The sequence below is a fragment of the Pseudomonas sp. Irchel s3a10 genome (genome assembly GCF_900187525.1).
In the GTDB taxonomy this organism is placed as follows: Bacteria; Pseudomonadota; Gammaproteobacteria; order Pseudomonadales; family Pseudomonadaceae; genus Aquipseudomonas; species Aquipseudomonas koreensis_G.
Map to the genome: position 1 here is coordinate 320,466 of NZ_FYDR01000001.1, position 20,221 is coordinate 340,686.

Consider the following 20,221-nt stretch of genomic DNA (forward strand, 5'->3'; position numbering starts at 1 on the left):
GTGCGAAATCGCGGAATTATTCGCTGTAGGTCGGGTAATCCACGTAGCCTTCGGCATTGCCGCCGTAAACCGTTGCGGGGTTCAGCGGATTGAGCGGCCAGTCATTGGCGATGCGCGCCGGCAGGTCCGGGTTGGCCATGAACGGACGGCCGAAAGCCACCAGATCCGCCAGTCCCGATTCAAGTAATTGCGCACCGGATTCTGCGTTGTAGCGTCCGGCGTAGATGATCGCGCCACTGAAGGTATCGCGCACCGCACGGCGGAAGGTTTGCGGCATCACAGGCGCGTCGTCCCAGTCCGCTTCAGCGATGGACAGGTAGGCAATGCCCACATCCTCAAGCACCTTGATCGCTTCGATGTAAGTGGTATGCGGGTCTTCCTCGACCATGCCCAGATAGGTGCGCGCCTCATCGGTGGTGGTGAATAGCGGCGCGAAACGCACGCCGACTTTCTCCTTGCCGATGCACTCGGCGACACCCGACACCACTTCGCGCAGAAAACGCAGGCGGTTGTGCAGCGAGCCACCGTACTGATCGGTGCGCACGTTGCTGTGGGCCGAAATGAACTGGTTCACCAGATAGCCGTTGGCGCAGTGCAGTTCGATTCCGTCGAAGCCGGCGTCCATCGCATTGCGCGCCGCCTGTATATAGAGCTGAACCAGTTCCTGGACTTCATCGGTGCTCAGCGCTCGCGGCGCGGATGGCGTAACCAGCTCGCCGGCGCCCGGCGCAGTTTCGATGAACACGCTGACCCGCTCGGTGGCGATGGCGGACGCTGAAACCGGGGCCGCCCCATCGGGTTGCAGCGCGGTGTGGGACACACGGCCGACGTGCCAGAGTTGGGCGAATATCACGCCGCCCTTTGCATGAACCGTTTCGGTGACTGTGCGCCATCCGGCAATTTGTTCAGGGGTGTGAATGCCGGGAGTCCAGGCGTAGCCCTGACCGCGAGGCTCGATCTGCGTGCCTTCGGTGACCAGCAGACCGGCGCCGGCGCGTTGCTGGTAATACTCGGCCATCAATGCGTTGGCGACATTGCCCGGTTGTGTGCTGCGCTGGCGGGTGAGGGGCGGCAGGACGATGCGGTTCTTCAGGGTGTGCAGGCCCAGTTTGACGGGGGTGAAGTAAGGGCTGTTTTTCATGTGATTCCTGTTTTGGCCTTATTAGACCAGTCGACTAGCAATGCGGTAAAAAAACACCGTGCGGGATGCGCACGGTGTCTGGAGCGGTGGAGGGCTCAGGCCAACAGCTTCAGCAGTTTTTCGGCGACGGCTGCCGAGCTGGCAGGGTTTTGACCCGTCACCAGTTGGCCATCGGTCACCACGTGAACCTGCCAGTCAGCCACTTTGGAGTAACGCCCGCCGAGCCGCTGGAATTCATCTTCGATCAGGAACGGCACGACATCGGTCAGACCAACGGCGGCTTCTTCAGCATTGGTGAAACCGGTGACGTCTCGGCCTTGAATCAACGGTTTGCCATCGGCAGCCACCACGTGACGCAGAACGCCCGGCGCATGGCAGACGAAACCGTGAGGTTTGTTGCTGCGGTCGAAGGCTTCGATCAACGCGATCGAGTGTTGGTCTTCGGCCAGATCCCACAGCGGGCCATGGCCACCGGGATAAAACACGGCATCGAAATCCTCAGCGCTGACATCCGCCAGGCGCCCGGTATTGGCCAGTGCCTGTTGGGCTGCAGGGTCCTTGCGGAAGCGGTCGGTTTCAGCGGTTTGCGCATCGGGCTCATCGCTTTTCGGATCGAGCGGTGGCTGGCCGCCGGCCGGCGATACCAGAGTGATCTGCGCGCCGGCATCCTTGAAGGCGTAGTAGGGGGCCGCGAACTCTTCGAGCCAGAAGCCGGTTTTCTTGCCGGTGTTGCCAAGCTGATCGTGGGAAGTCAGAACCATCAAGATTTTCATAGAGCGCCCTGTATTGGTCTGGTGTCCTCGACGGGTTCGTCTGCGACACCTCGGAAGGAGTGACGGGCACAGAATAGATTCATATTAGACCGGTCGTCTAGTAAATTTTTACGCCCGTGTTTCCAAGCCATCACTGTGGCAAACTCCTGCTCATCAGAAATATACGACTGGTCTAATGTTTGGTATTTTGCGCCCCATGAAACCGACCTACGACGATACCCGCCAACACCTGCTCGACACCGGCCACCGCATGATGGCCGAAAAGGGCTTCACCAGCGTTGGCCTGAGCGAGATCCTGCAGACCGCCGGTGTGCCCAAGGGCTCGTTCTATCACTACTTCAAATCCAAGGAACTCTACGGCCAGGCGCTGCTGGAGGACTATTTTGTCGGCTATCTCGCGGACATGGAGCGACGCCTGACCCTGCCCGGCCTCAGTGCCTATGAGCGGCTGATGGATTACTGGCAGGGCTGGCAGAACCGTTGCACCCTGGAAGGCCATGGCGATGAATGCCTGGTGGTGAAGTTGAGCGCGGAAGTCGCCGACCTGTCCGAGTCGATGCGCCTCACTCTGCGCGACGGCGCCGAGCGCATCGTTACGCGAATTACGACGTGCCTGGAAGAAGGGCAGCTGGATAAAAGTTTGCCGCAGACTGACGCTCGGCAACTGGCAGAAACCCTGTACCAACTTTGGTTGGGTGCCAGTCTGTTGAACAAACTGCAGCGCACGGGGCAGTCGTTGCAGACGTCGATGGTGATGACCAAACAGCTTTTGCAAAGCTGAGGACACCCACAACCCTTTCTCCCGACCCGCCAAGGAAGCGTCAATGGGCGTGCGACATACTCCTTTTTTTCACATGCCAACAGGTTGCATCTTGGCATTGGCCGGCGTGCTTCTCAGCGGCTGCTCCAGCCACACGTTGCCCCGACCGGTCGAGCGCGACCCTTGCCTCGACGCAGGCCCGGTAAACAGTGTCGGTTACGATCACTGTGTGGCTGAGCGGGATCGCCAAAGGAAGGAAGCACTTGAAGCGCTGCTTGACGATGACCCGGCTCATCTGCAGCACTTGCAAATCATCGAAATGCCCGAGAGCAAGTACCAATCTTCTGATTTCCCGGATACGCCCATCCCCATGTCCTACAGGGGAGTGGATTCGATTTCGCTGGCTGAAAAGCAAGCGCTGCCGTTCAAAGCCCGGATAGTCTGGAAATATTCTTCATCGAGTCTTCAGCCGCAGCGCCGAGACGTCCTGCAGATGGAGAAAATGCAGGTGCTGATCATGGCGGCGGTGCAGGAAAACGGGCTGGCGAAGTGGGTATGCACGGCCACCGGTGGGCAACAGCGGGAGTGGATCTTCTATACGCAAAGCGATGAGGCTTTCATCACCAAGGTACGAGCCACTCTGGCGCAGACCGGTCCATACCCCGTCGAGTTGAAGGTACAGAGGGACGCGGCGCCCAGCGTCGGGAGGCAACCAGCACAGGACATCCGTGTCACCCCTAAATTGTGTATGGAATGAAGCGCGTGCCGCGGGCGCGGCGATTACCTTTTTGAGCACCACTGACGAGCGGCAGCCATAAAAAGTGGAACTCCAACTCACAGCCACCAGTCAACTTTTCTGTCGAGACTCAGAGCTTCCCACTTACACGAAGGTTTATGAATCATGAAGAGTGAACAGGTAGAAGGCGTAGCGGAAAAGTTGGCTGGCAAGGCGCAGAGCGCGGTCGGGAAACTGATGGGTGATTCGAAGATGGAAGCTGAAGGTGCCGGACATCAGGCAGCTGGACAGCTGACTAAATCCTACGGCGATGCACTGGATAACGTGTCGACCTTCGTCAAAGAAAAACCGATAGCTGCACTCGCGATAGGTGCTGCGGCATTGATCCTGATAAACCGAATTTTTCGTCGCTGAGTGAGTGACCGGGTTTTTCACCAGACGTTGAAAGACAGGAAAATTGAATTAAAGGAAAGGGCCCTTAGGGGCTCTTTTTTTTAACCGGCCTTTCATGGACGTTATGGATTCAACGACAGACCGCCGAATGCGCGGGAATGCAGCGTTGCTCTCACTGATATTTGATGATGCTCTGGAGGGTCAGTTCGCCGCCCAATCGGCTCGATACTGCAACAGGAAGTCGACGAATGCCCGAACCCGCTGAGGAACATAGCGGCCATGGGGGTAGAGCAGGGTGTAGGGCCTGGAGCGTCCATTGTAGGGCTGGAGTACCTCGACGAGGCTGCCATCGGCCAGTTCGCGCTCGACAATGAATCTGTAAGTCTGGAACAGACCCGCACTGTGTTTGGCCAGGGTAACGCCACCCAGCACATCATCCGAGCAGCAATAGCTGCCCTCAGTGAAGATCTCCCGGTGTTTGCCCTCGACGTCGAACAGCCATGAGATGCGTCGACCGCTGCTGGGCAGTTCAAATTGAATGCACTCGTGAGCGACGAGGTCATCCAGTGTCGTTGGTGTGCCGGCCTTGCTCAGGTATTCAGGTGTTGCGACCACGACCAATTGTGCGTCTTCGAGCAACCGCGCAATCAGGGTCGAGTCCGGTTGAGCGCGGACCCGAATCGCCAGGTCATAGCCCTCCGCCACAAAATCGATATTTCGGTTACCCAAGTGGATATCTACGGTGACGTCTGGATAAAGCGCTCGAAACTTCGGCAGAAGCGGCAAGATCCGGTGATGCCCATAGGTGGTCGGAAGACTGACACGCAGCCGCCCTGAAGGCTTCGATTGAGCGCCCATGACTTCTTGCTGCGCTTCCACCAATTGAGTCAGGGCTTGTCGGCATTGTTCGTAGAACACCCGTCCCGGTTCAGTCATCCGGATGCTGCGCGTGGTTCTCACGAACAGGCGTGATCCCAAACGCTCCTCAAGACGCAAAATCGATCGGCTTACTGCCGCAGGCGTCACACCGGCGACCTGCGCGGCTGCGGTAAAACTGCCGGTTTCCGAGGCGAGGCAAAACAGCTCGATGCTGCCTAACTGCAGGTCATCAAAATGGCGCTTCATATTAATCACACCGGGTCTTCGCGAAGTGCCCGAAAGCATACCGATGTCGATGATGCAGTGGCGAGGGCCGCGGATCGATTCATTACACCGCGTCACAAATGAAGTAACCGCACCCGCATTTATTCATTGAAGGCAACCTCCTAGAGTTCACTCCACTTGCCGCCTCCTCATGCCGATGAGGCGCGAACTGGAGACTCTCCCGTGCCTTTCATCAGCGTTCGTATCACCCGCGACGGCGTTACCAAAGAACAGAAAGCCCAGGTCATCGCCGAGATCACCAAAACCATGCAGACGGTGCTCAACAAGGATCCGCACCTGACGCACATCGTGATCGAGGAAGTCGATACCGATAACTGGGGCTACGCAGGAATAACCACTACCGAGTACCGCCAGTCGCTGGTGGAGCCCAAGTAATGACGCCATCAGGCTCGTCTGTGTGTGAAACCCCTTTCGTAAACTATTGAGGAATTATCATGAGCCATTCAAAAAAAGTCGTTGTGGTCACTGGCGCATCCCAGGGGCTGGGCGCAGGCATCGTCGAAGGTTTTCGCAAACTCGGCTATCAAGTGGTGGCGACTTCGCGCTCCATCAAACTGTCAGCGGATCCGGACATCCTGACCGTCGCCGGCGACATTGCCGATCCGGCGACTGCCGAGAAAATCATCCGCGAAGGCGTAGCGCGTTTCGGCCGCATTGACACGTTGGTGAACAACGCCGGGATCTTTCTCGCCAAACCGTTCACGGCCTATACCCGCGAAGAGTATGTAAATACCGTAGCCACCAACATGGGCAGCTTCTTCCACATGTCGCAGCAGGCGATTGCCCAGATGGAGAAACAAGGTGAGGGCGGGCATGTGGTCAGCATCACCACATCGCTGGTCGATCATGCCATCGATGGGGTGCCGTCGGTGTTGGCGTCGCTGACCAAAGGTGGTATGAACGCCGCCACCAAATCTCTGGCGATCGAATACGCCAAGCGCGGCATCCGCGTTAACGCCGTATCGCCCGGGATCATCAAGACCCCGATGCATGGCGAGGAAAGCCACGCCGCTCTGGGCAGCCTGCATCCGGTCGGACACATGGGCGAGGTGCAAGACATCGTCGCAGCGGTGTTGTACCTGGACAGCGCCAACTTCGTCACCGGTGAAATTCTGCATGTCGACGGCGGCCAAAGCGCCGGTCACTGATGAAGACAGCGAGTCGACAAGAAGCCGCCACAGGCGGCTTCTGCCTTACTTATCTGTCGCCATCACATCTGTTTGCCGTTACGCGCAGCGATCGCAACGGTGGTCGGCGAATCAGCCAGTGACACGAATTTGCGGGTCGCGCCATCCAGAGCATCGATGCATCCCGCCTCGATGTCGTAGACCCAGCCGTGCAGATTCATCCGTCCCTGCTCAAGCGCCAGGGCCACCGATGGATGCGTCCGCAGATTCGCCAGTTGCGCGATCACGTTTTCCCGCACCAGACCATCAAGCTTGGCGCGGGGGGTGTCGAACTCATGTGCTGCGTTAATCGCTTTCGCGGCGTCCGAGTGACGTAGCCAGTTAGCGACCGCCGGAAGATGATCCAGACACGTGCAGCGTGAAATCGCGCCCATCGCCCCGCAGTCCGAGTGGCCGCAGATCACGATGTCCTGAACCCCAAGCACGGCGACCGCATACTCGACGGTGGCCGAGACGCCACCCGGTTCAGGGCCGTAAGACGGCACAATGTTGCCGGCGTTACGAATCACGAACAGTTCGCCCGGCTCGCGCTGCGTAAGGAGTTCCGGCACCACACGGCTGTCCGAGCAGGTGACGAACAACGCCTTTGGATTCTGTTCTGTCGCGAGCTGCTTGAACAGCTCGACGCGTTGCGGATAAACCTCGCGCTGAAAGCGCAGAAAGCCGTCAATAATGTCCTGCATGAAGTCCTCCAAACCCGAATAGCAAATGTGGGCACGAGCACTCTATATGCCTTCGCGCCGCTGTGGTCGGCATTATTGCAGGAGTTGCAGGTATTGGCTGTACTCGATGTCTGCAACATGAAGCTGATGACAGCCGGGCGCTTGGGAAAATAGCGGGGCGGCCGGGTGAGGGCAGGGCCATGCCATTGGAAATGGCAGTTCAGCCACTGGAATGCCCAATATGCGGTTACAGTGGTTCTCCATGTCTGTTTTCGCGCAGCTGTACCAAGCGGTACCCGCGAACGTACAGAGGCAGAAAACCGCAAATCCATCGTTATGTGAACAATGAATCGTCCGCTGTTTGTTTCTCTGGATGGGCCCAAAGGCACCGGCAAAACCACGCTGTTGGAGTCCGTTACGAAGGTACTGAGGGCCGGCAACAGGAAAGTCATCCGGCTCTGCGAGAGAAAAAGCGATCCTTTCCGGGGTGAAACCATGGCCCTGATCAACACGCTTGCCAGAAATCCTTCTCAGGATCTGGAATGGGCTGTGTGCCAGCGCCTGGCTGATAGTCGGCGCTGGATTTCCCGAAACGTGCTGACGGAGCAGCCGCTGGACAGCATTATCCTGATTGATCGCTGGTATCCGTCGGATGCAGCGTTTCGCCGAACCATCCCGTTTGCCGAGATTCTCCAGTTGAACCTGGATCGAGACGTGCGAGTGCCGGACCTGCATGTCGGCGTCGTCACCGATCCCAATACTTCATGGGCAAGGGCTGCAACAAGATCGCGAGGATTGGGCGGCACTGTGATTCAGAAGTACGCAGAGCATGTGGCGTGTACGGAGATGTTCGAGCAAGCGGTCAAGGAGCACGGTTGGGTTCTGTGCCGTAATGAGGGAGCGGTTGACGACGCTACGATGCAGGTGGTTTCTGAGATTTATAGGGTGCTGGGGTGATTGTTGGAATGAAGACAGGCGTTGGTTACTTGCTGCCCTAAACACCGCTCAGCCGTAGTTGATATCCAGGATGAATAGCGATCACAGCAAGATGCGTTTAGTCCTGCCTGTCAGCACTTTTCTTTACAGCCTGACAATGAAAAGACGCGTATTTATCAAGGTGTGAATGGCTCTCAGGAAAAAATGGCGTTAGCATTCGAGTCACTGCATATTACAGTTCGTTTCGGATCAGGGTCGCATTGTGGAAAAGCTAAAACGCCTCGAAAGCGGAATTGAAGGGCTCGACGCTCTGCTCAAGGGCGGATTGGTAGCAGGCTCTTCATACATAATCCAAGGGCGCCCAGGGTCTGGAAAAACGATCCTCGCCAACCAGCTTGGGTTCCATCATGCGAGCAACGGAGGCCGGGTTCTGGTCGCGACGTTACTCGCCGAGTCACACGACCGTCTTTTTCAATTCCTTTCTACTCTGAGCTTTTTCGACGCTTCCAAAGTAGGCGCCGAAATTCAGTTTGTCAGCGCGTTTGACACTCTGGAAAACGAAGGACTGGACGAGGTGGTGAAACTGCTTCGACGAGAGATAAGCCGCCAGAAAGCCACAGTGATGGTGGTAGATGGCTTGCTCAATGCGCGCTCAAAAGCCGATTCGCATATCGATACCAAGAAATTCATTTCAGAACTGCAAGGGCACGCTGCTTTTGCTGGTTGCACGGTGCTGTTTCTCACTAGCTCCCGCCTCGACGATGGCAGTCCTGAGCACACCATGGTTGATGGTGTGATTGAGATGGGCGAGGAGCTATACGGCACTCGTTCAGTACGTCGAATTCAGCTTCGTAAAACACGCGGAAGCCCAGCAATGACAGGTCTTCACGAGTGTGAAATTACCGAAAATGGCTTGGTGGTTTACCCGCGACTAGAAAGTCTCTACAGTCACCCATCCTCTCCCGACAGCGCGGATATGACGCGTATCCCCAGTGGTATTGAATCACTGGACGACATTTTAGGCGGAGGTCTGCACAGTTCCAGTGTGTCTCTCGTAATAGGCCCCTCCGGGATTGGTAAAACTACCCTTGGCCTCAAATTTCTGGCTGAGTCGACTGTGGAAGCTCCTGGCCTGCATTTTGGTTTCTACGAAAGCCCGCAACGATTGCGACTCAAAGGCCAATCGCTGGGTATTGATATCAAAGGCATGGAAGACAGGGGCGCCCTCTGCATCGCTTGGCAGCCTACAACTGAAGGCCTGCTGGATGGTCTAGGGGCACGACTTCTGAAGATCGTCGAGGAGAAGGGCATCAAGCGCCTGTTCATCGATAGTCTTAGCGGTATGACACGAGTTTCGACAAATCCGGCGCGGATCACTGACTTCTTCAGTGCCCTGATGAACGAGCTGCGATCCAGAGGGGTTACGGTATTTGCCTCTTGGGAAATGCGCGATCTGTTCGGCTCCGAGGTAAGTGCACCAAACTCTGACCTGTCCAGCATCGTCGACAACCTGATGCTGATGCGATTCTCTGAGAATTACTCTGAACTAAGCAGAACGCTTTCCATTCTTAAAGTAAGAGACAGCTCTTACGATCCCTCACGATTTGAGGTCGTCATCCGTGATCATGATGTTTTCCTGAAAAAGGCTTCAAGACATGAACCTTCAGTCCCCACTGAGTCATCGCCCGGTTCAAGATCTTAAACCTTTGTGCGGGTTGAATTAACATGACCACCATTCTGGTCGTCGACGACGAGTATTTGATCGCTGACATCCTAAGCTTTGCGCTGGAGGATGAGGGGTTCATGGTGGTGACGGCCAGCAACGGTCGAAAAGGGCTCGAGGTACTCGAGAGAGAACGGCCTGCCTTGATCATCACCGACTTTATGATGCCGGTGATGGACGGCCTGGAATTCGCCACAGCCGTTCGTGCTCTCCCTTCCGCTAATCAATTGCCGATCATCTTGATGAGCGGTGCTCAGGCACACATCGGTATGCAGAGATCGGATCTGTTTGATGCAGTATTGGCGAAGCCATTCAATATCGACCTGATCATTGCCGAGGTTAAGAAGCTCTTGGCGGCTGAGTAGTGGCTGCTCCATCTATATACCCAGATCAGCCTCAAGCCTGGCGAATACCTGGCTGCTGGTAATATCTGCAATAGCTGGAGCTTTTCGACGTTCGGCCAATACCTGCTAATGACCAGCGAAGAATTCCATTCCAATATTGTGGTCACTCCCAAAGTCAGCTATGCATAAGTCGAGCAAGATCCTGCGAGCCGTCGACTGACAATGCTTACAGACTTGAATCAATCGGTCAGAGCACTAATGCATGAATTCACTCTGGATCGCACTGGTCATTTTCGGGTGCCTGGTTGCAGCGTCGCTTCTCATGATGCACTGGTACCCAAGACTGGCAGCCCATCATAGGGATGACGACACCAACACCGTCATTCGCTTGGTAGCCAACATTTTTGTGGTCATGACATCGCTGGTGTTCGGCCTGATGATTAATTCTGCCAAAAATACCTTCGAATCCATTGATGCGAACTTCCATGGGTATGCAACCAGCCTGATCATTTTTGACCGGACGCTACGTGGCTACGGAGAAGCTACACAAGACACGAGGAATCGCCTGATTACTTACCTCGAGCGAGCTATCGAAAACCCGTACCGAGGTGACGAAGCACTGCAGCATCGCAACAGTGAGGCGGCTAAATACTTGGATGACATCGGCAAGTCGTTAACCGGTATCAAGCCCCCGGATCGCTTCCATGAAACGATGCTTCAGGATATCCGTCAGCAATATCACTCGCTTATCGAGCAACGCTGGAGGATTGTCGAGCAGTCGGAGGGAGCGATTCCGGGCCCTTTGATCGGAATGCTGGCCGCCTGGTTGACACTCATCTTCGCTAGTTTTGGTTATCGCGCACCACGAAACTCGATGGTAATTGGAATGTTCATAATCTCGGCATTGCTCATCGCAGCTTCTGTTTACCTTGTATTGGACATGGATGTTCCTTTCCACGGCCCTATCCAGATATCCGACGAGCCCCTGCGCAGGGCGCTTGCCGTAATGCAGCTCTAGGCGGTTTGTTGCGTTAGCCCATTCGCCTGCCACGCCATGCCGACGTGATTGCAAAGTTCAGAACTTCGCCTTTTGAAATGCGGTAACCTACGGCCTCGATACTCCCGGCACATCCATATTGATCTTGCGCCAGAAAGCCTCAGAGAAACTGTAAGCCGAGAAGGCAATCAGACCTAGGGCCATCACAATCAAAATCAGCCATCCAGCGGGTAGATTCTGAAGAGCGTCGAGCGCTTCTTTCATACCAGGTGGATCCATAGCCTGATAAGTGGAACCGCTAATTGCCAGAAGTAAGGCAATTTCTATAAACACAACTCCACGGGCTATTAGACCGAACCGAGACACTGGCCGGACGTACTGCATGACGTCCTCGTCGGCCTCGAAATATTTCTCGAACGACGCCTTCCATCCTTTGATGATGTGAGCAATTCCAACACCAAGCGGAATGACAGCGATCAGGTACACCAACAAATTCGAGTGATCCCACGACAGAAGATGCGCTAGCCAGTCTTTAGTCTGCCCTCCGGAATCCCCCGACCTTCTGATACCGCTAACGAGTAGACCGACTGCAAAAAACGCCAGAGCAGCGTTGACCAAACCTCCGGCAAACAGACCAGTGCGAATCACCACTCCTTTGATTTCTTTGCCGTGATGATCGACATCTCGCGTAGCTTGCAAGACACGCCAAGCCGAAAATGCGAGCAGACCTGCCACCACAAGGCCAACTAGAAAATATCCGAATGGCTGGCTTAGTAAAGCTTCCAGGCTCTTGTGGCTGTCCTTTGGTTTTGTCGAATCAAGTGCTGCCAGCAGCGCGAAGATGCCGATGATCAAATAAAGCACTCCTCGAGCGGCGTATCCTCCCCGAGCGAGTATTACAAGGCTATGTTGCGCAGACATTGAATCTATTCCCGAGAGTAGTACAAAGCAGACCGCGATCGCTGGGAGGGGTTCGATACCAAATCGAAGACGCACTGACCGGATCTTGAATGTACTGCCCCCAACAATCGCTTAAACACCGTAACGCTTATTGCCATCTGAAGTGATGCAGTACCGACCGCCTCGTGGCCCGATACAAATGTGTCCCGAAGAACAAGGGCAGGAGGATCCGTATTCTGGAGTCTGTCTCCGGATTGGTTGTACTGGCGAAGGCGACTGTTTCGGTTTAGAGGCGGTGTAGCAATTCGATCCGGTACAAAGGCTTTTGGAAGAAAGCCACTTTGCAGGTTGGCCATCGACGCTTATGCGCACCCAATCATCCCGTTTTTCGAATACCTGAACCTTGGCTCCCCGGCTCAACTTGGAGATTACTTTTCCGCCTGGTTGATCTCGGATATTTAGCTTGTCTGTGCTTACGTATTGATCAACTAAGGGGGCAGGTGGCGGTGATGGAACCGAGCTGAATGAGACCAGAGTATTCGGAGGGGGAGTGGGGCTCGGTTGCACCTGAACGGGAGGCGTATCTTTTTTGCCTATTGCCCAAAGGACAGCGAAAAGAATAAGAAGTGGGACAAACCATGACTGAGATTTCTTGCGCATTTCCATTGTTCTCGCTCAGAAAGCATTGCCCAGCCTGTCCTTATGACCAACCCGGCTTCATAAACCTATTGCGAGCTTAGCCAGGCTTCCATTTTCTGCAGCCCTCCTAGCTATAAAAGCTTGAGTTTTGCCCAAGTAAGTATCAAGCAATCGCTGTATTTCTTACTGGACGGGAGCCACTCAGCTATCAGTTTGGAACAACCTAGGGTATCAAGCGCATCACACGTAGTTTGTCGAACACGTCGAAAAATGCCTGATCGCTCGCCTGATAGGCAGTGAAGCCCATGGCTCGGCTTTTCGATATATCCGTGACAACTTCGATGGGGCGACCGAGCTCTGCATCTGTGTGCCATGGGGACACCAGACGATCGATATCGGATTCTTTCAAACCGTGTTCCGCAACCATTTGCGTCCATATTGCTTGGTCGTTATCCATCTGCTTCTCAAGCGGTGAAAGCTGATCAACGCAGGATAATCGGCAGCAGGCAGAACGAAGTAGTCGGCAATTCGACTCCACATCCATTTCCAGCGAAAGGTGATTCGCATGTTCAGTTCTGAGCACAAGACAGTCGTTGGGTACAGAAGGCGCGCAGCGTAATACATCGTTTAACATAATATACATTACACGTAACAAGATATTTCAGGATTTGCCCGGTTGCGCGCCAGATTTCAATCCAGCGTATTCCCCCAAAACCTGACTTTTCAAAACCGCGGCCTTGCCTGAAATTGGCGACCTTCAATCAGCATCCCGCGTCAGCTTTTCAATCAGCGTGCGATGCTGTGGAAATCGCGCAATCAGTTTGCGTCGATCACCCATCTCCATGTCGGCAAAATCGAATCCCGGCGACACCGCTTCGCTGATCAATCCAAATCCGTGCTCACCCTCAAGCAGTCGCGAAGCTTTCCAGATTCCACCAGGCACGTGCATTTGCAAATGCTGGCCTGCAAGAACGTTGCTACCCATCACCAGCGTTCGTAACTCACCATCACTGAGGATCATGCTGTACTCGACAGGATCGCCCAGATGGTAGAAATGCAGGATGTCCGATTGGTTGAAATGAAATTGACCCACCGGCGAATCTTCAGTCAGCAAGTAATAGATCGAGGTCATCAGGTAGCGTGGGCCACTGGCGGTTTGCAGCATGGCGCGCTGATCTGCTTGAAGAGTCCTGCGAAAATAGCCGCCCTCGACATGAGGCTGCAGATCCAATGCCGCAATCAAATCCATGACGCTTGTTTTCCCTCGATTCATGGCCCACTCCATTGATTTAAGGATAGATGCGGCGATAGCTCTACTAAACGGCTATTTAGTGGAGTTAACAGTAGATCGGCGGATTTATAAGCAAATACCCTTCTTTTGAGCACCTGTTTATTCAAGAAGACCATTCAGAAATCCACCGTTGCCGATAGCAGATAAGTCCTTGGCGTCGAAAGCGTCAACCCGGGTTCGCTGTCATCTGATGCGCCTGCCGAACTCCAGTAGCGTTTATCCAATACGTTCTCGACATTGGCGCGTACGGTGATGGTCTTGTCGTCCAGTTTAAAGGCGTAGCGCGTCCCCACGTCGAATCGCTCCCATGAGTCGATTTCCTTCTGGTTGGACTGATCCAGATACTGCGAACTCGAATAGATTCCGCGCCCTGTCAGCGTCAGCCCTTGCACACTTGGGACATCCCACTCTGCGCCGAGATTGACGTTGTATTTGGGGGTCGCGGGTGCGCGGTTCCCGTCAAAGGTTCCATTGGTGGTCTGGGTCAGTTCGCTGTCGATGTACATCAGGCCGCCGAGCAATCGAAACCCTTTGTATGGCTCGCCGAACACACTCAACTCCACCCCGTCGTTCTGTCGTTTGCCGTTCGGGCCAAAGACTCGTGTCGTGGCGTTGGTTTCGTACGCAGGCTGTTTGATCCGAAACACGGACGCTGTCAGCGCATACGAACCCGCGTCATATTTGGCCCCGACTTCGACTTGTCGGCTGATAAAAGGCGGGAAGATTTCATCCTCGTTGACCGACGTCGATGGCGCGATTTTCCCCTGGCTGAGGCCTTCCATGTAGTTGGCGTAGAGCGATAGCTTGTCCGTCGCCTTGAACAGAATGCCGCCGGATGGCGAAAGCTTTTCTTCGTCATAGGCTGTGTCGCCCTTCACATCATCGCTCCAGTCGTCGACTTGAACCCTTTGCCAACGGGCGCCGAGGGTCAGCAACAGGCGATCATCGAAGAGACCCAGCGTATCGGACAGTGCGACGCCGCTGAAGCGGTTTTCCGTGTAGACCCTAGCGTCGTAGCGTGTTGGCGTGCGCGGTTTTGCGGTTTCCACCGGGTCATACAGATTGCTGCGCCCTGCCGCATACCGCGCGCCGCCATTTTCGAAATCCATGTAGAAGTAGCTGGCCGCCAGGTTGACCTCGTGGCTGACCGGCCCGGTATGGAACCAGTTGCGTACACCCGCCGTGGCGGTCCGGACATTTTCGTCACGGGTGAAATCCCGCGGTTGAACACTGAAGTCGCCGGCGTCGTTGGTCACCGACACCGCATGCCGAAGGAAATCGTGGTTACTTTTACGGGCGCCGACGCCGCCATACAACATGACCGAATCGCTGACGTCGAACTCGCCATTGAGCGTGCCAAACGTATCCTTGGTTCGCGCCTGGCTCCAGGGTTGCGCGTAGTTGTCGCGCACATCATCTGCATCAGGAACTTTAGCGTTTGCACCGACCTGCACACGTTCTTGCGGCGCATCGGTATCGCGCTCGGTATGACCGATATCGGTAGAAAGTCGCAGGCGCTCACCGCGAAAATCCAGGCCCAGCACGGCCATGTCGCGATCGACGCTCTGGTGATCCCATTCGGTGTCACCCGATTGTTTGACGCCGTTGAAACGCAGGCCGAACTGGTTGTCCTCACCAAAGCGACGGCCGATGTCGACGGCGCCGCCGAGCTGATTGTTCGAGGCGTAACTGGCCGTCAGCGACGTATTCGGCTGATCGCCGGCACGCTTGGGCACCACGTTGATCCCCCCTCCTACACTGCCCCGCGGCGAAATCCCGTTGATGAGTTGGCTCGGGCCCTTGAGGATGTCGACGCGATCGGCCATTTCCATGTCGATCGTGTAAGTCGGCAAGACACCGTAGAGGCCGTTATAGGCCACGTCGCTGTTGAACAGACTGAAACCGCGGATGGTGAATTGCTCATAACGTCCGCCTGCCGGGTTGGTCGCACGAACCGAAGGGTCGTTGGCGATCAGATCTCCTAAAGTGCGAGCCTGCTGGTTTTTCACCGTTTCGCTGGTGTAGGTGGTCATGCTGAACGGGGTCTCCATGAAATCCCTGGAACCCAGCAGCCCTTGCGAGCCTCGGCGCGCCACCTGGCCACCGGCAAAAACCTCGGAATCCGTGCTCCCCGTCGATCCAAGAATCGAAGTGGGCGCCAGTTCCAGGCTGCCGCCGTCCGGCGCCGGAATGACTGTGTAAGCACGTTCGCCCGCCGGTTGCAGCTGTAGACCGGAGCCCAGCAACAACCGGGTGAAGCCCTCCTCCACGCCGAACTCACCCGACAAACCATTGCTGTTGCGCCCGCTGACCAGTGCAGGATCTACCGACAGATTGACCCCGGCCAGTCCGGCAAAACGGGTCAGCGCAGCACCCAGGCTGCCGGCAGGCACCTGATAAGCGCGGCGGTCGGGGCTTTCCGCCCAACTGCAGGGGATCAACAGGGGGTTGGCACTCAGGCTCAACAAAAGGCTCAACTGCAACAACGGACGTAAACGACCTGGGAATACTGCAGGCATAGGAAAAAGCTCTCGATTTGGTTCACTTGCCTGGAATGACCAGCGAGGCGAAAAAAAGGGACAGGTCTCAAGCTGTTTTTTTAGACTGAGAGGGATTTCGCGGAACGAGAGAGACCCAAAAGCGCGAGCGCTTCTGCACGTCGATCGGCAGGCTGGCCGCCAACAGTGAGAGCACTTGATCGGTGTTATCCAAACGAAAACTGCCGGTGATACGCAGCGCCTCCAGCTCCGGGTCCCAGCGCAGCACGCCTGGGCGATAACGGCTCAATTCGCGCAGAAAATCCCCCAGCGGCTGGTTTTGCGCCATCAATACACCGTCGCGCCAGCTCGGCATCGAGGCGTCAAACGCTCGGACAGCACCCGCGCCAGACGCCTGCAGCCTGATCTGCTGGCCCTGATTGAGGATCAGCGCCGGCCCACTTGACGGTTGCAACTGCACCGAGCCACGGACCACCGACACATTGCAGTCACGCTCATTGAGACGCACGCAAATCTCACTGTGACTGACGATGATCCGCCCGTACGGCACATTGATGATCAGGGCTGAGCCGCCTGGCACGTCGAGCGCCATCTCGCCACGCACCAGTGTCAGCTGACCGGCAGTAAGATCCACATTGACGGCGCTGTCAGTGTTCAGCTGCAACGCACTGCCATCCGCGAGCCGCAATCGCTTATGTTCACCAGTGCTGGTGTGCAAATCCGCGCGCCAGACATCCAGCGGCAGTTGCCGACTGATCAGCCAGGCCGCCGGCACCAGTGCCGCGATGCCGAGCGCGCGTTTCAGCGCGGCCCGACGCGCAGGATCCGGACGATCCAGCGTAGCCATGGCCAACGCAGAAGGCAGTGCGGAAAACCGTTCGCGCAAGCGCTGGATTTTCTGCCAAGCGTGTTCATGCCGGCTATCGCTGTTACGCCAGGCCTGCAATTGCGCATGATCGTCAGCGCCCGCTTCGCCGGACTCAATCAACGCCAGCCATTGCGCGGCGGCGCGGGCGACCTCGCGGGCTTCATCACTGGGGGCAACGCGCATCAAAGTTCCACCAGCAGACAATGCTCGTAGGCCTGCGCCATATAACGTTTGACGGTGCGTTCGGACACCTGCAAGCGCTCGGCGATTTCGCGGTAACCGAGGCCTTCAAGCTGACTCCACAAAAACGCCCGGCGCACTGCTCGGGGCAAACCATCGAGTAACTCATCCAGTGCTTGCAGGGTCTCCAGCAGCAGCCAACGCTGCTCGGGCGACGGCACGCACTCCTCCGGCAGTTGCGCGAGGGCTTCGAGGTAGGCTTTTTCCAGACTGCGGCGGCTGTAGAAGTTGCTCAACAGGCGTTTGCCCACGGTCAGCAGATAAGCGCGGGGCTCACGCATGTCGGCAATCGGTTGCGCGCTGCACAGCACACGTAAGAAGGTGTCCTGGCTCAGATCCGCCGCATCCCACGCATTGCCCATGCGTCGACGCAGCCAGGTTTCCAGCCAGCCCCGGTGATCGCGGTACAGCGCGTGCAGGCTCTGCTCCGATGGCGTGGCGGCTTCAATCATCTCGGGAGACCCTGCGCGAAGTTAGATTCAAATGAGACTGATTCTATTTAACTTCGCTCGGGACACAAGATCTTTTTGCCCGTTACTGCAATCTCTAGCGTTTCAGCGTCTCGCTCGGCAGCTCTTTGAACAGCGCCCGATAACTGCTGGAAAACCGCCCCAGATGCCAGAACGACCAGTGCATCGCCACCTCGGCCACGGTGGTTTCGGTAGGCCGGCGCTTGAGCAATTCGCGGTGTGCACTGTTCAGCCGGCGCAGGCGCAACCAGTGACTCGGGGTCATCCCGGTGTAGGCCTTGAATGCCTGCTGCAATTGTCGCAACGGCACCCCTGCGACCTTCGACAGTTCGAGCAGATTGACGGTGTCTTCCGGCGAATCCGCTGCCCACTCCCCTACTCGCTTCATGATCATCCGTTCTTCGCTACGCCGCTGTAATCCGCCGCGATCAAGACGGGTGTGTGCGTTGTCGAGGATGAACAGGCAGTCTTCAAGTAACTGTTGAGTCAGTGAGTCTTTATCAAACGGATCAACAGCTTGCGACAACTTCGTGAGAGTTGAGCTTAACCAGCGACTGAACAAGGCGTTCTGCCCGCAGTTAAGCGGTGCCATGAACAATCCTTCAAGTCGCGCCACCTCCAGACCGTGTTGACGGACGAATTCCGGGCCGAACACCACGGCGATTTCCTGGTAGTTCTCCGGGGTGATCCAGATGTTGCGGCTGTCTTCGTTGAGCAGATACAGCGCGTTATCGCTGCGATCGAAACAGAACGCCAAGGCACCCGACGGCGCGCTGAATGTCTGCTCGACGCGGGTGTTCATCTGTTCTTCGTAGACCTGCACGCCCTCCAGATCCAGATAGCGGATCTGCCCGGCGAAATGGCCGGGAGACATCTGCTGGTAATGCTGGACCCAACCCGGCGTGGCGCGGATTTGTTCGGTGACATCAGCGGTATTGAAAGCCTGAACCTGAAGCGGATTACACGTTGTCATGGGAGACCTTGCGCACTCTTTTGGTGCGCTTTGGTGCTGCTTAAAGTGGATAGATGGAACGGCAAGGCACGCCCAAGATAGTCGCCAACGCGCCACAGGGGAAGGGGCGGAAGATGAAACCCGCCCTCCCCGGCGTCTATAAAACCAATAACGAGGTCTTTATGAATGCCCCTTTCGATCAGCTGTTCACGTGGCTGAAAGATCACAAGATTACCGAAGTTGAATGTGTGGTCAGCGACCTGACCGGCATTGCCCGCGGCAAGATCGCACCGACCAACAAGTTCCTGCATGAGCGAGGCATGCGCCTGCCGGAAAGTGTGCTGCTGCAAACGGTAACCGGGGATTTTGTCGACGACGACATCTACTACGACCTGCTCGACCCGGCCGACATCGACATGGTCTGCAAACCGGTGAGCGACGCCGTGTATGTGATTCCATGGGCGATCGAGCCGACCGCCATCGTCATCCACGACACCTTCGACAAGTTCGGCAACCCGATCGAACTGTCGCCGCGCAACGTGCTGAAGAAAGTCCTGCAGCTGTACACCGACAAGGGCTGGAAGCCGATCGTGGCGCCGGAAATGGAGTTCTACCTGACCCAGCGCTGCGAAGATCCGGACCTGCCACTCAAGGCACCATTGGGGCGTTCGGGCCGGGCTGAAAGCGGCCGGCAGTCGTTCTCGATCGATGCCGCCAACGAATTCGATCCGCTGTTCGAAGACGTCTACGACTGGTGCGAGCTGCAAGGTCTGGATCTGGACACGCTGATCCATGAAGACGGCCCGGCGCAGATGGAAATCAACTTCCGCCACGGCGACGCACTGGATCTGGCCGACCAGATCACCGTGTTCAAACGCACCCTGCGCGAAGCGGCGCTCAAGCACAACGTCACCGCCACGTTCATGGCCAAACCGATTGGCGACGAGCCCGGCAGCGCCATGCACTTGCACCAGAGCGTGGTGGAGATCGCCACCGGCAAGCCGATCTTCGCCAATGCCGACGGCACGATGAGCGAGCTGTTCCGCCATCACATCGGCGGCCTGCAGAAGTACATACCGAAAGTGCTGCCGATGTTCGCGCCCAACGTCAACTCGTTCCGCCGCTTCCTGCCAGACACTTCGGCCCCGGTGAACGTCGAGTGGGGCGAAGAAAACCGCACCGTCGGCCTGCGAGTACCGACCTCCGGGCCGGAAGCCATGCGCGTGGAAAACCGCCTGCCGGGCGCCGATGCCAACCCGTATCTGGCGATCGCCGCGAGCCTGCTGTGTGGCTACATCGGCATGGTCGAAGGCATCGAACCGAGTGCCGCCGTCGAAGGCCGCGCCTACGAACGCCGCAACCTGCGCCTGCCGATCACCATCGAAGACGCGCTGACGCAAATGGAAGAGTGCGACACCGTTGCCCGATACCTGGGCAACAAGTTCGTGCGCGGCTACGTCGCGGTCAAACGCGCCGAGCATGAAAACTTCAAGCGCGTGATCAGCTCCTGGGAGCGCGAGTTCCTGCTGCTTAGCGTCTGATCCATC

At 56.5% G+C, this 20,221-nt stretch carries 21 protein-coding genes and 1 pseudogene; 10 read left to right on the top strand and 12 right to left on the bottom strand.

The annotated features are described in order from the left end of the window. Positions 1-16: 16 nt before the first annotated feature. Together CKW11_RS01475 and CKW11_RS01480 are read right to left on the bottom strand one after the other, a co-directional pair. Positions 17-1,141: an alkene reductase gene (locus tag CKW11_RS01475; protein WP_095135798.1), complete on the bottom strand. Its 1,125-nt coding sequence runs from the start codon at positions 1,139-1,141 to the stop codon at positions 17-19. Positions 1,142-1,236: 95 nt separating this feature from the next. Next, positions 1,237-1,914: a type 1 glutamine amidotransferase domain-containing protein gene (locus tag CKW11_RS01480; RefSeq protein ID WP_095135799.1), complete on the bottom strand. Its 678-nt coding sequence runs from the start codon at positions 1,912-1,914 to the stop codon at positions 1,237-1,239. A 196-nt stretch (positions 1,915-2,110) separates the two neighbouring features. Here CKW11_RS01480 and CKW11_RS01485 point away from each other — a divergent pair, with 196 nt between their 5' ends. The 3 genes from CKW11_RS01485 to CKW11_RS01495 all read left to right on the top strand — a co-directional run bounded on the left by CKW11_RS01485 (position 2,111) and on the right by CKW11_RS01495 (position 3,824). Next, positions 2,111-2,695 carry a TetR/AcrR family transcriptional regulator gene (locus CKW11_RS01485; protein ID WP_095136750.1) on the top strand — a complete coding sequence of 195 codons (585 nt, stop codon included), beginning with the start codon at positions 2,111-2,113 and terminating at the stop codon, positions 2,693-2,695. Positions 2,696-2,738: 43 nt separating this feature from the next. Next, complete coding sequence (locus tag CKW11_RS01490) at positions 2,739-3,431, top strand: DUF695 domain-containing protein (protein ID WP_256582007.1); 693 nt, start codon at positions 2,739-2,741, stop codon at positions 3,429-3,431. Between the two features lie 144 nt (positions 3,432-3,575). Next, positions 3,576-3,824 carry a CsbD family protein gene (locus CKW11_RS01495; protein WP_095135801.1) on the top strand — a complete coding sequence of 83 codons (249 nt, stop codon included), beginning with the start codon at positions 3,576-3,578 and terminating at the stop codon, positions 3,822-3,824. Between the two features lie 180 nt (positions 3,825-4,004). On the opposite strand, the gene CKW11_RS01500 is transcribed toward CKW11_RS01495, so the two are convergent. Next, positions 4,005-4,928, bottom strand: coding sequence for a LysR family transcriptional regulator (locus CKW11_RS01500; RefSeq protein WP_095135805.1), 924 nt, complete (start codon positions 4,926-4,928; stop codon positions 4,005-4,007). A 201-nt stretch (positions 4,929-5,129) separates the two neighbouring features. Between CKW11_RS01500 and CKW11_RS01505 the strand changes: the two genes are divergently transcribed. Both CKW11_RS01505 and CKW11_RS01510 read left to right on the top strand, forming a co-directional pair. Then, positions 5,130-5,342, top strand: a complete 213-nt coding sequence (locus CKW11_RS01505; RefSeq protein ID WP_095135811.1) for a 4-oxalocrotonate tautomerase family protein — start codon at positions 5,130-5,132, stop codon at positions 5,340-5,342. 59 nt (positions 5,343-5,401) lie between these two features. Further along, complete coding sequence (locus tag CKW11_RS01510; protein WP_095135813.1) at positions 5,402-6,115, top strand: SDR family NAD(P)-dependent oxidoreductase; 714 nt, start codon at positions 5,402-5,404, stop codon at positions 6,113-6,115. 62 nt (positions 6,116-6,177) lie between these two features. Here CKW11_RS01510 and CKW11_RS01515 read toward each other — a convergent pair whose 3' ends face one another. Then, positions 6,178-6,837 carry a carbonic anhydrase gene (locus CKW11_RS01515; protein ID WP_095135815.1) on the bottom strand — a complete coding sequence of 220 codons (660 nt, stop codon included), beginning with the start codon at positions 6,835-6,837 and terminating at the stop codon, positions 6,178-6,180. Between the two features lie 324 nt (positions 6,838-7,161). Here CKW11_RS01515 and CKW11_RS01520 point away from each other — a divergent pair, with 324 nt between their 5' ends. From CKW11_RS01520 to CKW11_RS01535, 4 genes are all read left to right on the top strand, one after another. Beyond that, positions 7,162-7,773 (top strand): dTMP kinase, encoded by a 612-nt coding sequence (locus CKW11_RS01520; protein WP_095135817.1) that lies wholly within the window; start codon positions 7,162-7,164, stop codon positions 7,771-7,773. Positions 7,774-8,011: 238 nt separating this feature from the next. Beyond that, positions 8,012-9,454 (top strand): ATPase domain-containing protein, encoded by a 1,443-nt coding sequence (locus CKW11_RS01525; protein WP_166495927.1) that lies wholly within the window; start codon positions 8,012-8,014, stop codon positions 9,452-9,454. A 23-nt stretch (positions 9,455-9,477) separates the two neighbouring features. Beyond that, complete coding sequence (locus CKW11_RS01530; protein WP_095135820.1) at positions 9,478-9,840, top strand: response regulator; 363 nt, start codon at positions 9,478-9,480, stop codon at positions 9,838-9,840. Between the two features lie 241 nt (positions 9,841-10,081). After that, positions 10,082-10,837 carry a DUF4239 domain-containing protein gene (locus CKW11_RS01535; RefSeq protein WP_095135822.1) on the top strand — a complete coding sequence of 252 codons (756 nt, stop codon included), beginning with the start codon at positions 10,082-10,084 and terminating at the stop codon, positions 10,835-10,837. A gap of 87 nt (positions 10,838-10,924) precedes the next feature. Here the strand turns inward: CKW11_RS01535 and CKW11_RS01540 are convergent, their stop codons facing one another. From CKW11_RS01540 to CKW11_RS01575, 8 genes and pseudogenes are all read right to left on the bottom strand, one after another. Next, positions 10,925-11,737: a DUF1206 domain-containing protein gene (locus CKW11_RS01540; protein ID WP_095135824.1), complete on the bottom strand. Its 813-nt coding sequence runs from the start codon at positions 11,735-11,737 to the stop codon at positions 10,925-10,927. A gap of 111 nt (positions 11,738-11,848) precedes the next feature. Next, entirely contained in the window at positions 11,849-12,382 is a 534-nt protein-coding gene (locus CKW11_RS01545; protein WP_317255353.1) for an SH3 domain-containing protein, read from the bottom strand. A 196-nt stretch (positions 12,383-12,578) separates the two neighbouring features. Beyond that, a pseudogene (locus CKW11_RS01550) lies at positions 12,579-12,910 on the bottom strand (NAD-dependent dehydratase); the annotation flags it as partial. Between the two features lie 202 nt (positions 12,911-13,112). Next, positions 13,113-13,628: a cupin domain-containing protein gene (locus CKW11_RS01555; protein ID WP_095135826.1), complete on the bottom strand. Its 516-nt coding sequence runs from the start codon at positions 13,626-13,628 to the stop codon at positions 13,113-13,115. A gap of 134 nt (positions 13,629-13,762) precedes the next feature. Beyond that, positions 13,763-16,165 carry a TonB-dependent receptor gene (locus CKW11_RS01560; protein WP_095135828.1) on the bottom strand — a complete coding sequence of 801 codons (2,403 nt, stop codon included), beginning with the start codon at positions 16,163-16,165 and terminating at the stop codon, positions 13,763-13,765. A 67-nt stretch (positions 16,166-16,232) separates the two neighbouring features. Beyond that, positions 16,233-17,195 carry a FecR domain-containing protein gene (locus CKW11_RS01565; protein WP_095135830.1) on the bottom strand — a complete coding sequence of 321 codons (963 nt, stop codon included), beginning with the start codon at positions 17,193-17,195 and terminating at the stop codon, positions 16,233-16,235. Further along, positions 17,195-17,704, bottom strand: coding sequence for a sigma-70 family RNA polymerase sigma factor (locus CKW11_RS01570; RefSeq protein WP_095135832.1), 510 nt, complete (start codon positions 17,702-17,704; stop codon positions 17,195-17,197). The genes CKW11_RS01565 and CKW11_RS01570 overlap by 1 nt, the downstream gene beginning before the upstream one ends. A 94-nt stretch (positions 17,705-17,798) precedes the next feature. Next, positions 17,799-18,695, bottom strand: coding sequence for a helix-turn-helix domain-containing protein (locus tag CKW11_RS01575; protein WP_095135834.1), 897 nt, complete (start codon positions 18,693-18,695; stop codon positions 17,799-17,801). 161 nt (positions 18,696-18,856) lie between these two features. Here CKW11_RS01575 and CKW11_RS01580 point away from each other — a divergent pair, with 161 nt between their 5' ends. Beyond that, entirely contained in the window at positions 18,857-20,215 is a 1,359-nt protein-coding gene (locus CKW11_RS01580) for a glutamine synthetase family protein (protein WP_095135836.1), read from the top strand. Positions 20,216-20,221 lie beyond the last annotated feature (6 nt).

Coding starts and splice junctions, on each gene's coding strand:
- CKW11_RS01540 (WP_095135824.1), bottom strand. CDS start 11,737: ATGTCTGCGCAACATAGCCTTGTAATACTCGCTCGGGGAGGATACGCC.
- CKW11_RS01515 (WP_095135815.1), bottom strand. CDS start 6,837: ATGCAGGACATTATTGACGGCTTTCTGCGCTTTCAGCGCGAGGTTTAT.
- CKW11_RS01480 (WP_095135799.1), bottom strand. CDS start 1,914: ATGAAAATCTTGATGGTTCTGACTTCCCACGATCAGCTTGGCAACACC.
- CKW11_RS01555 (WP_095135826.1), bottom strand. CDS start 13,628: ATGAATCGAGGGAAAACAAGCGTCATGGATTTGATTGCGGCATTGGAT.
- CKW11_RS01535 (WP_095135822.1), top strand. CDS start 10,082: ATGAATTCACTCTGGATCGCACTGGTCATTTTCGGGTGCCTGGTTGCA.
- CKW11_RS01575 (WP_095135834.1), bottom strand. CDS start 18,695: ATGACAACGTGTAATCCGCTTCAGGTTCAGGCTTTCAATACCGCTGAT.
- CKW11_RS01475 (WP_095135798.1), bottom strand. CDS start 1,141: ATGAAAAACAGCCCTTACTTCACCCCCGTCAAACTGGGCCTGCACACC.
- CKW11_RS01530 (WP_095135820.1), top strand. CDS start 9,478: ATGACCACCATTCTGGTCGTCGACGACGAGTATTTGATCGCTGACATC.
- CKW11_RS01495 (WP_095135801.1), top strand. CDS start 3,576: ATGAAGAGTGAACAGGTAGAAGGCGTAGCGGAAAAGTTGGCTGGCAAG.
- CKW11_RS01490 (WP_256582007.1), top strand. CDS start 2,739: ATGGGCGTGCGACATACTCCTTTTTTTCACATGCCAACAGGTTGCATC.
- CKW11_RS01545 (WP_317255353.1), bottom strand. CDS start 12,382: ATGGAAATGCGCAAGAAATCTCAGTCATGGTTTGTCCCACTTCTTATT.
- CKW11_RS01520 (WP_095135817.1), top strand. CDS start 7,162: ATGAATCGTCCGCTGTTTGTTTCTCTGGATGGGCCCAAAGGCACCGGC.
- CKW11_RS01560 (WP_095135828.1), bottom strand. CDS start 16,165: ATGCCTGCAGTATTCCCAGGTCGTTTACGTCCGTTGTTGCAGTTGAGC.
- CKW11_RS01500 (WP_095135805.1), bottom strand. CDS start 4,928: ATGAAGCGCCATTTTGATGACCTGCAGTTAGGCAGCATCGAGCTGTTT.
- CKW11_RS01580 (WP_095135836.1), top strand. CDS start 18,857: ATGAATGCCCCTTTCGATCAGCTGTTCACGTGGCTGAAAGATCACAAG.
- CKW11_RS01510 (WP_095135813.1), top strand. CDS start 5,402: ATGAGCCATTCAAAAAAAGTCGTTGTGGTCACTGGCGCATCCCAGGGG.
- CKW11_RS01485 (WP_095136750.1), top strand. CDS start 2,111: ATGAAACCGACCTACGACGATACCCGCCAACACCTGCTCGACACCGGC.
- CKW11_RS01570 (WP_095135832.1), bottom strand. CDS start 17,704: ATGATTGAAGCCGCCACGCCATCGGAGCAGAGCCTGCACGCGCTGTAC.
- CKW11_RS01565 (WP_095135830.1), bottom strand. CDS start 17,195: ATGCGCGTTGCCCCCAGTGATGAAGCCCGCGAGGTCGCCCGCGCCGCC.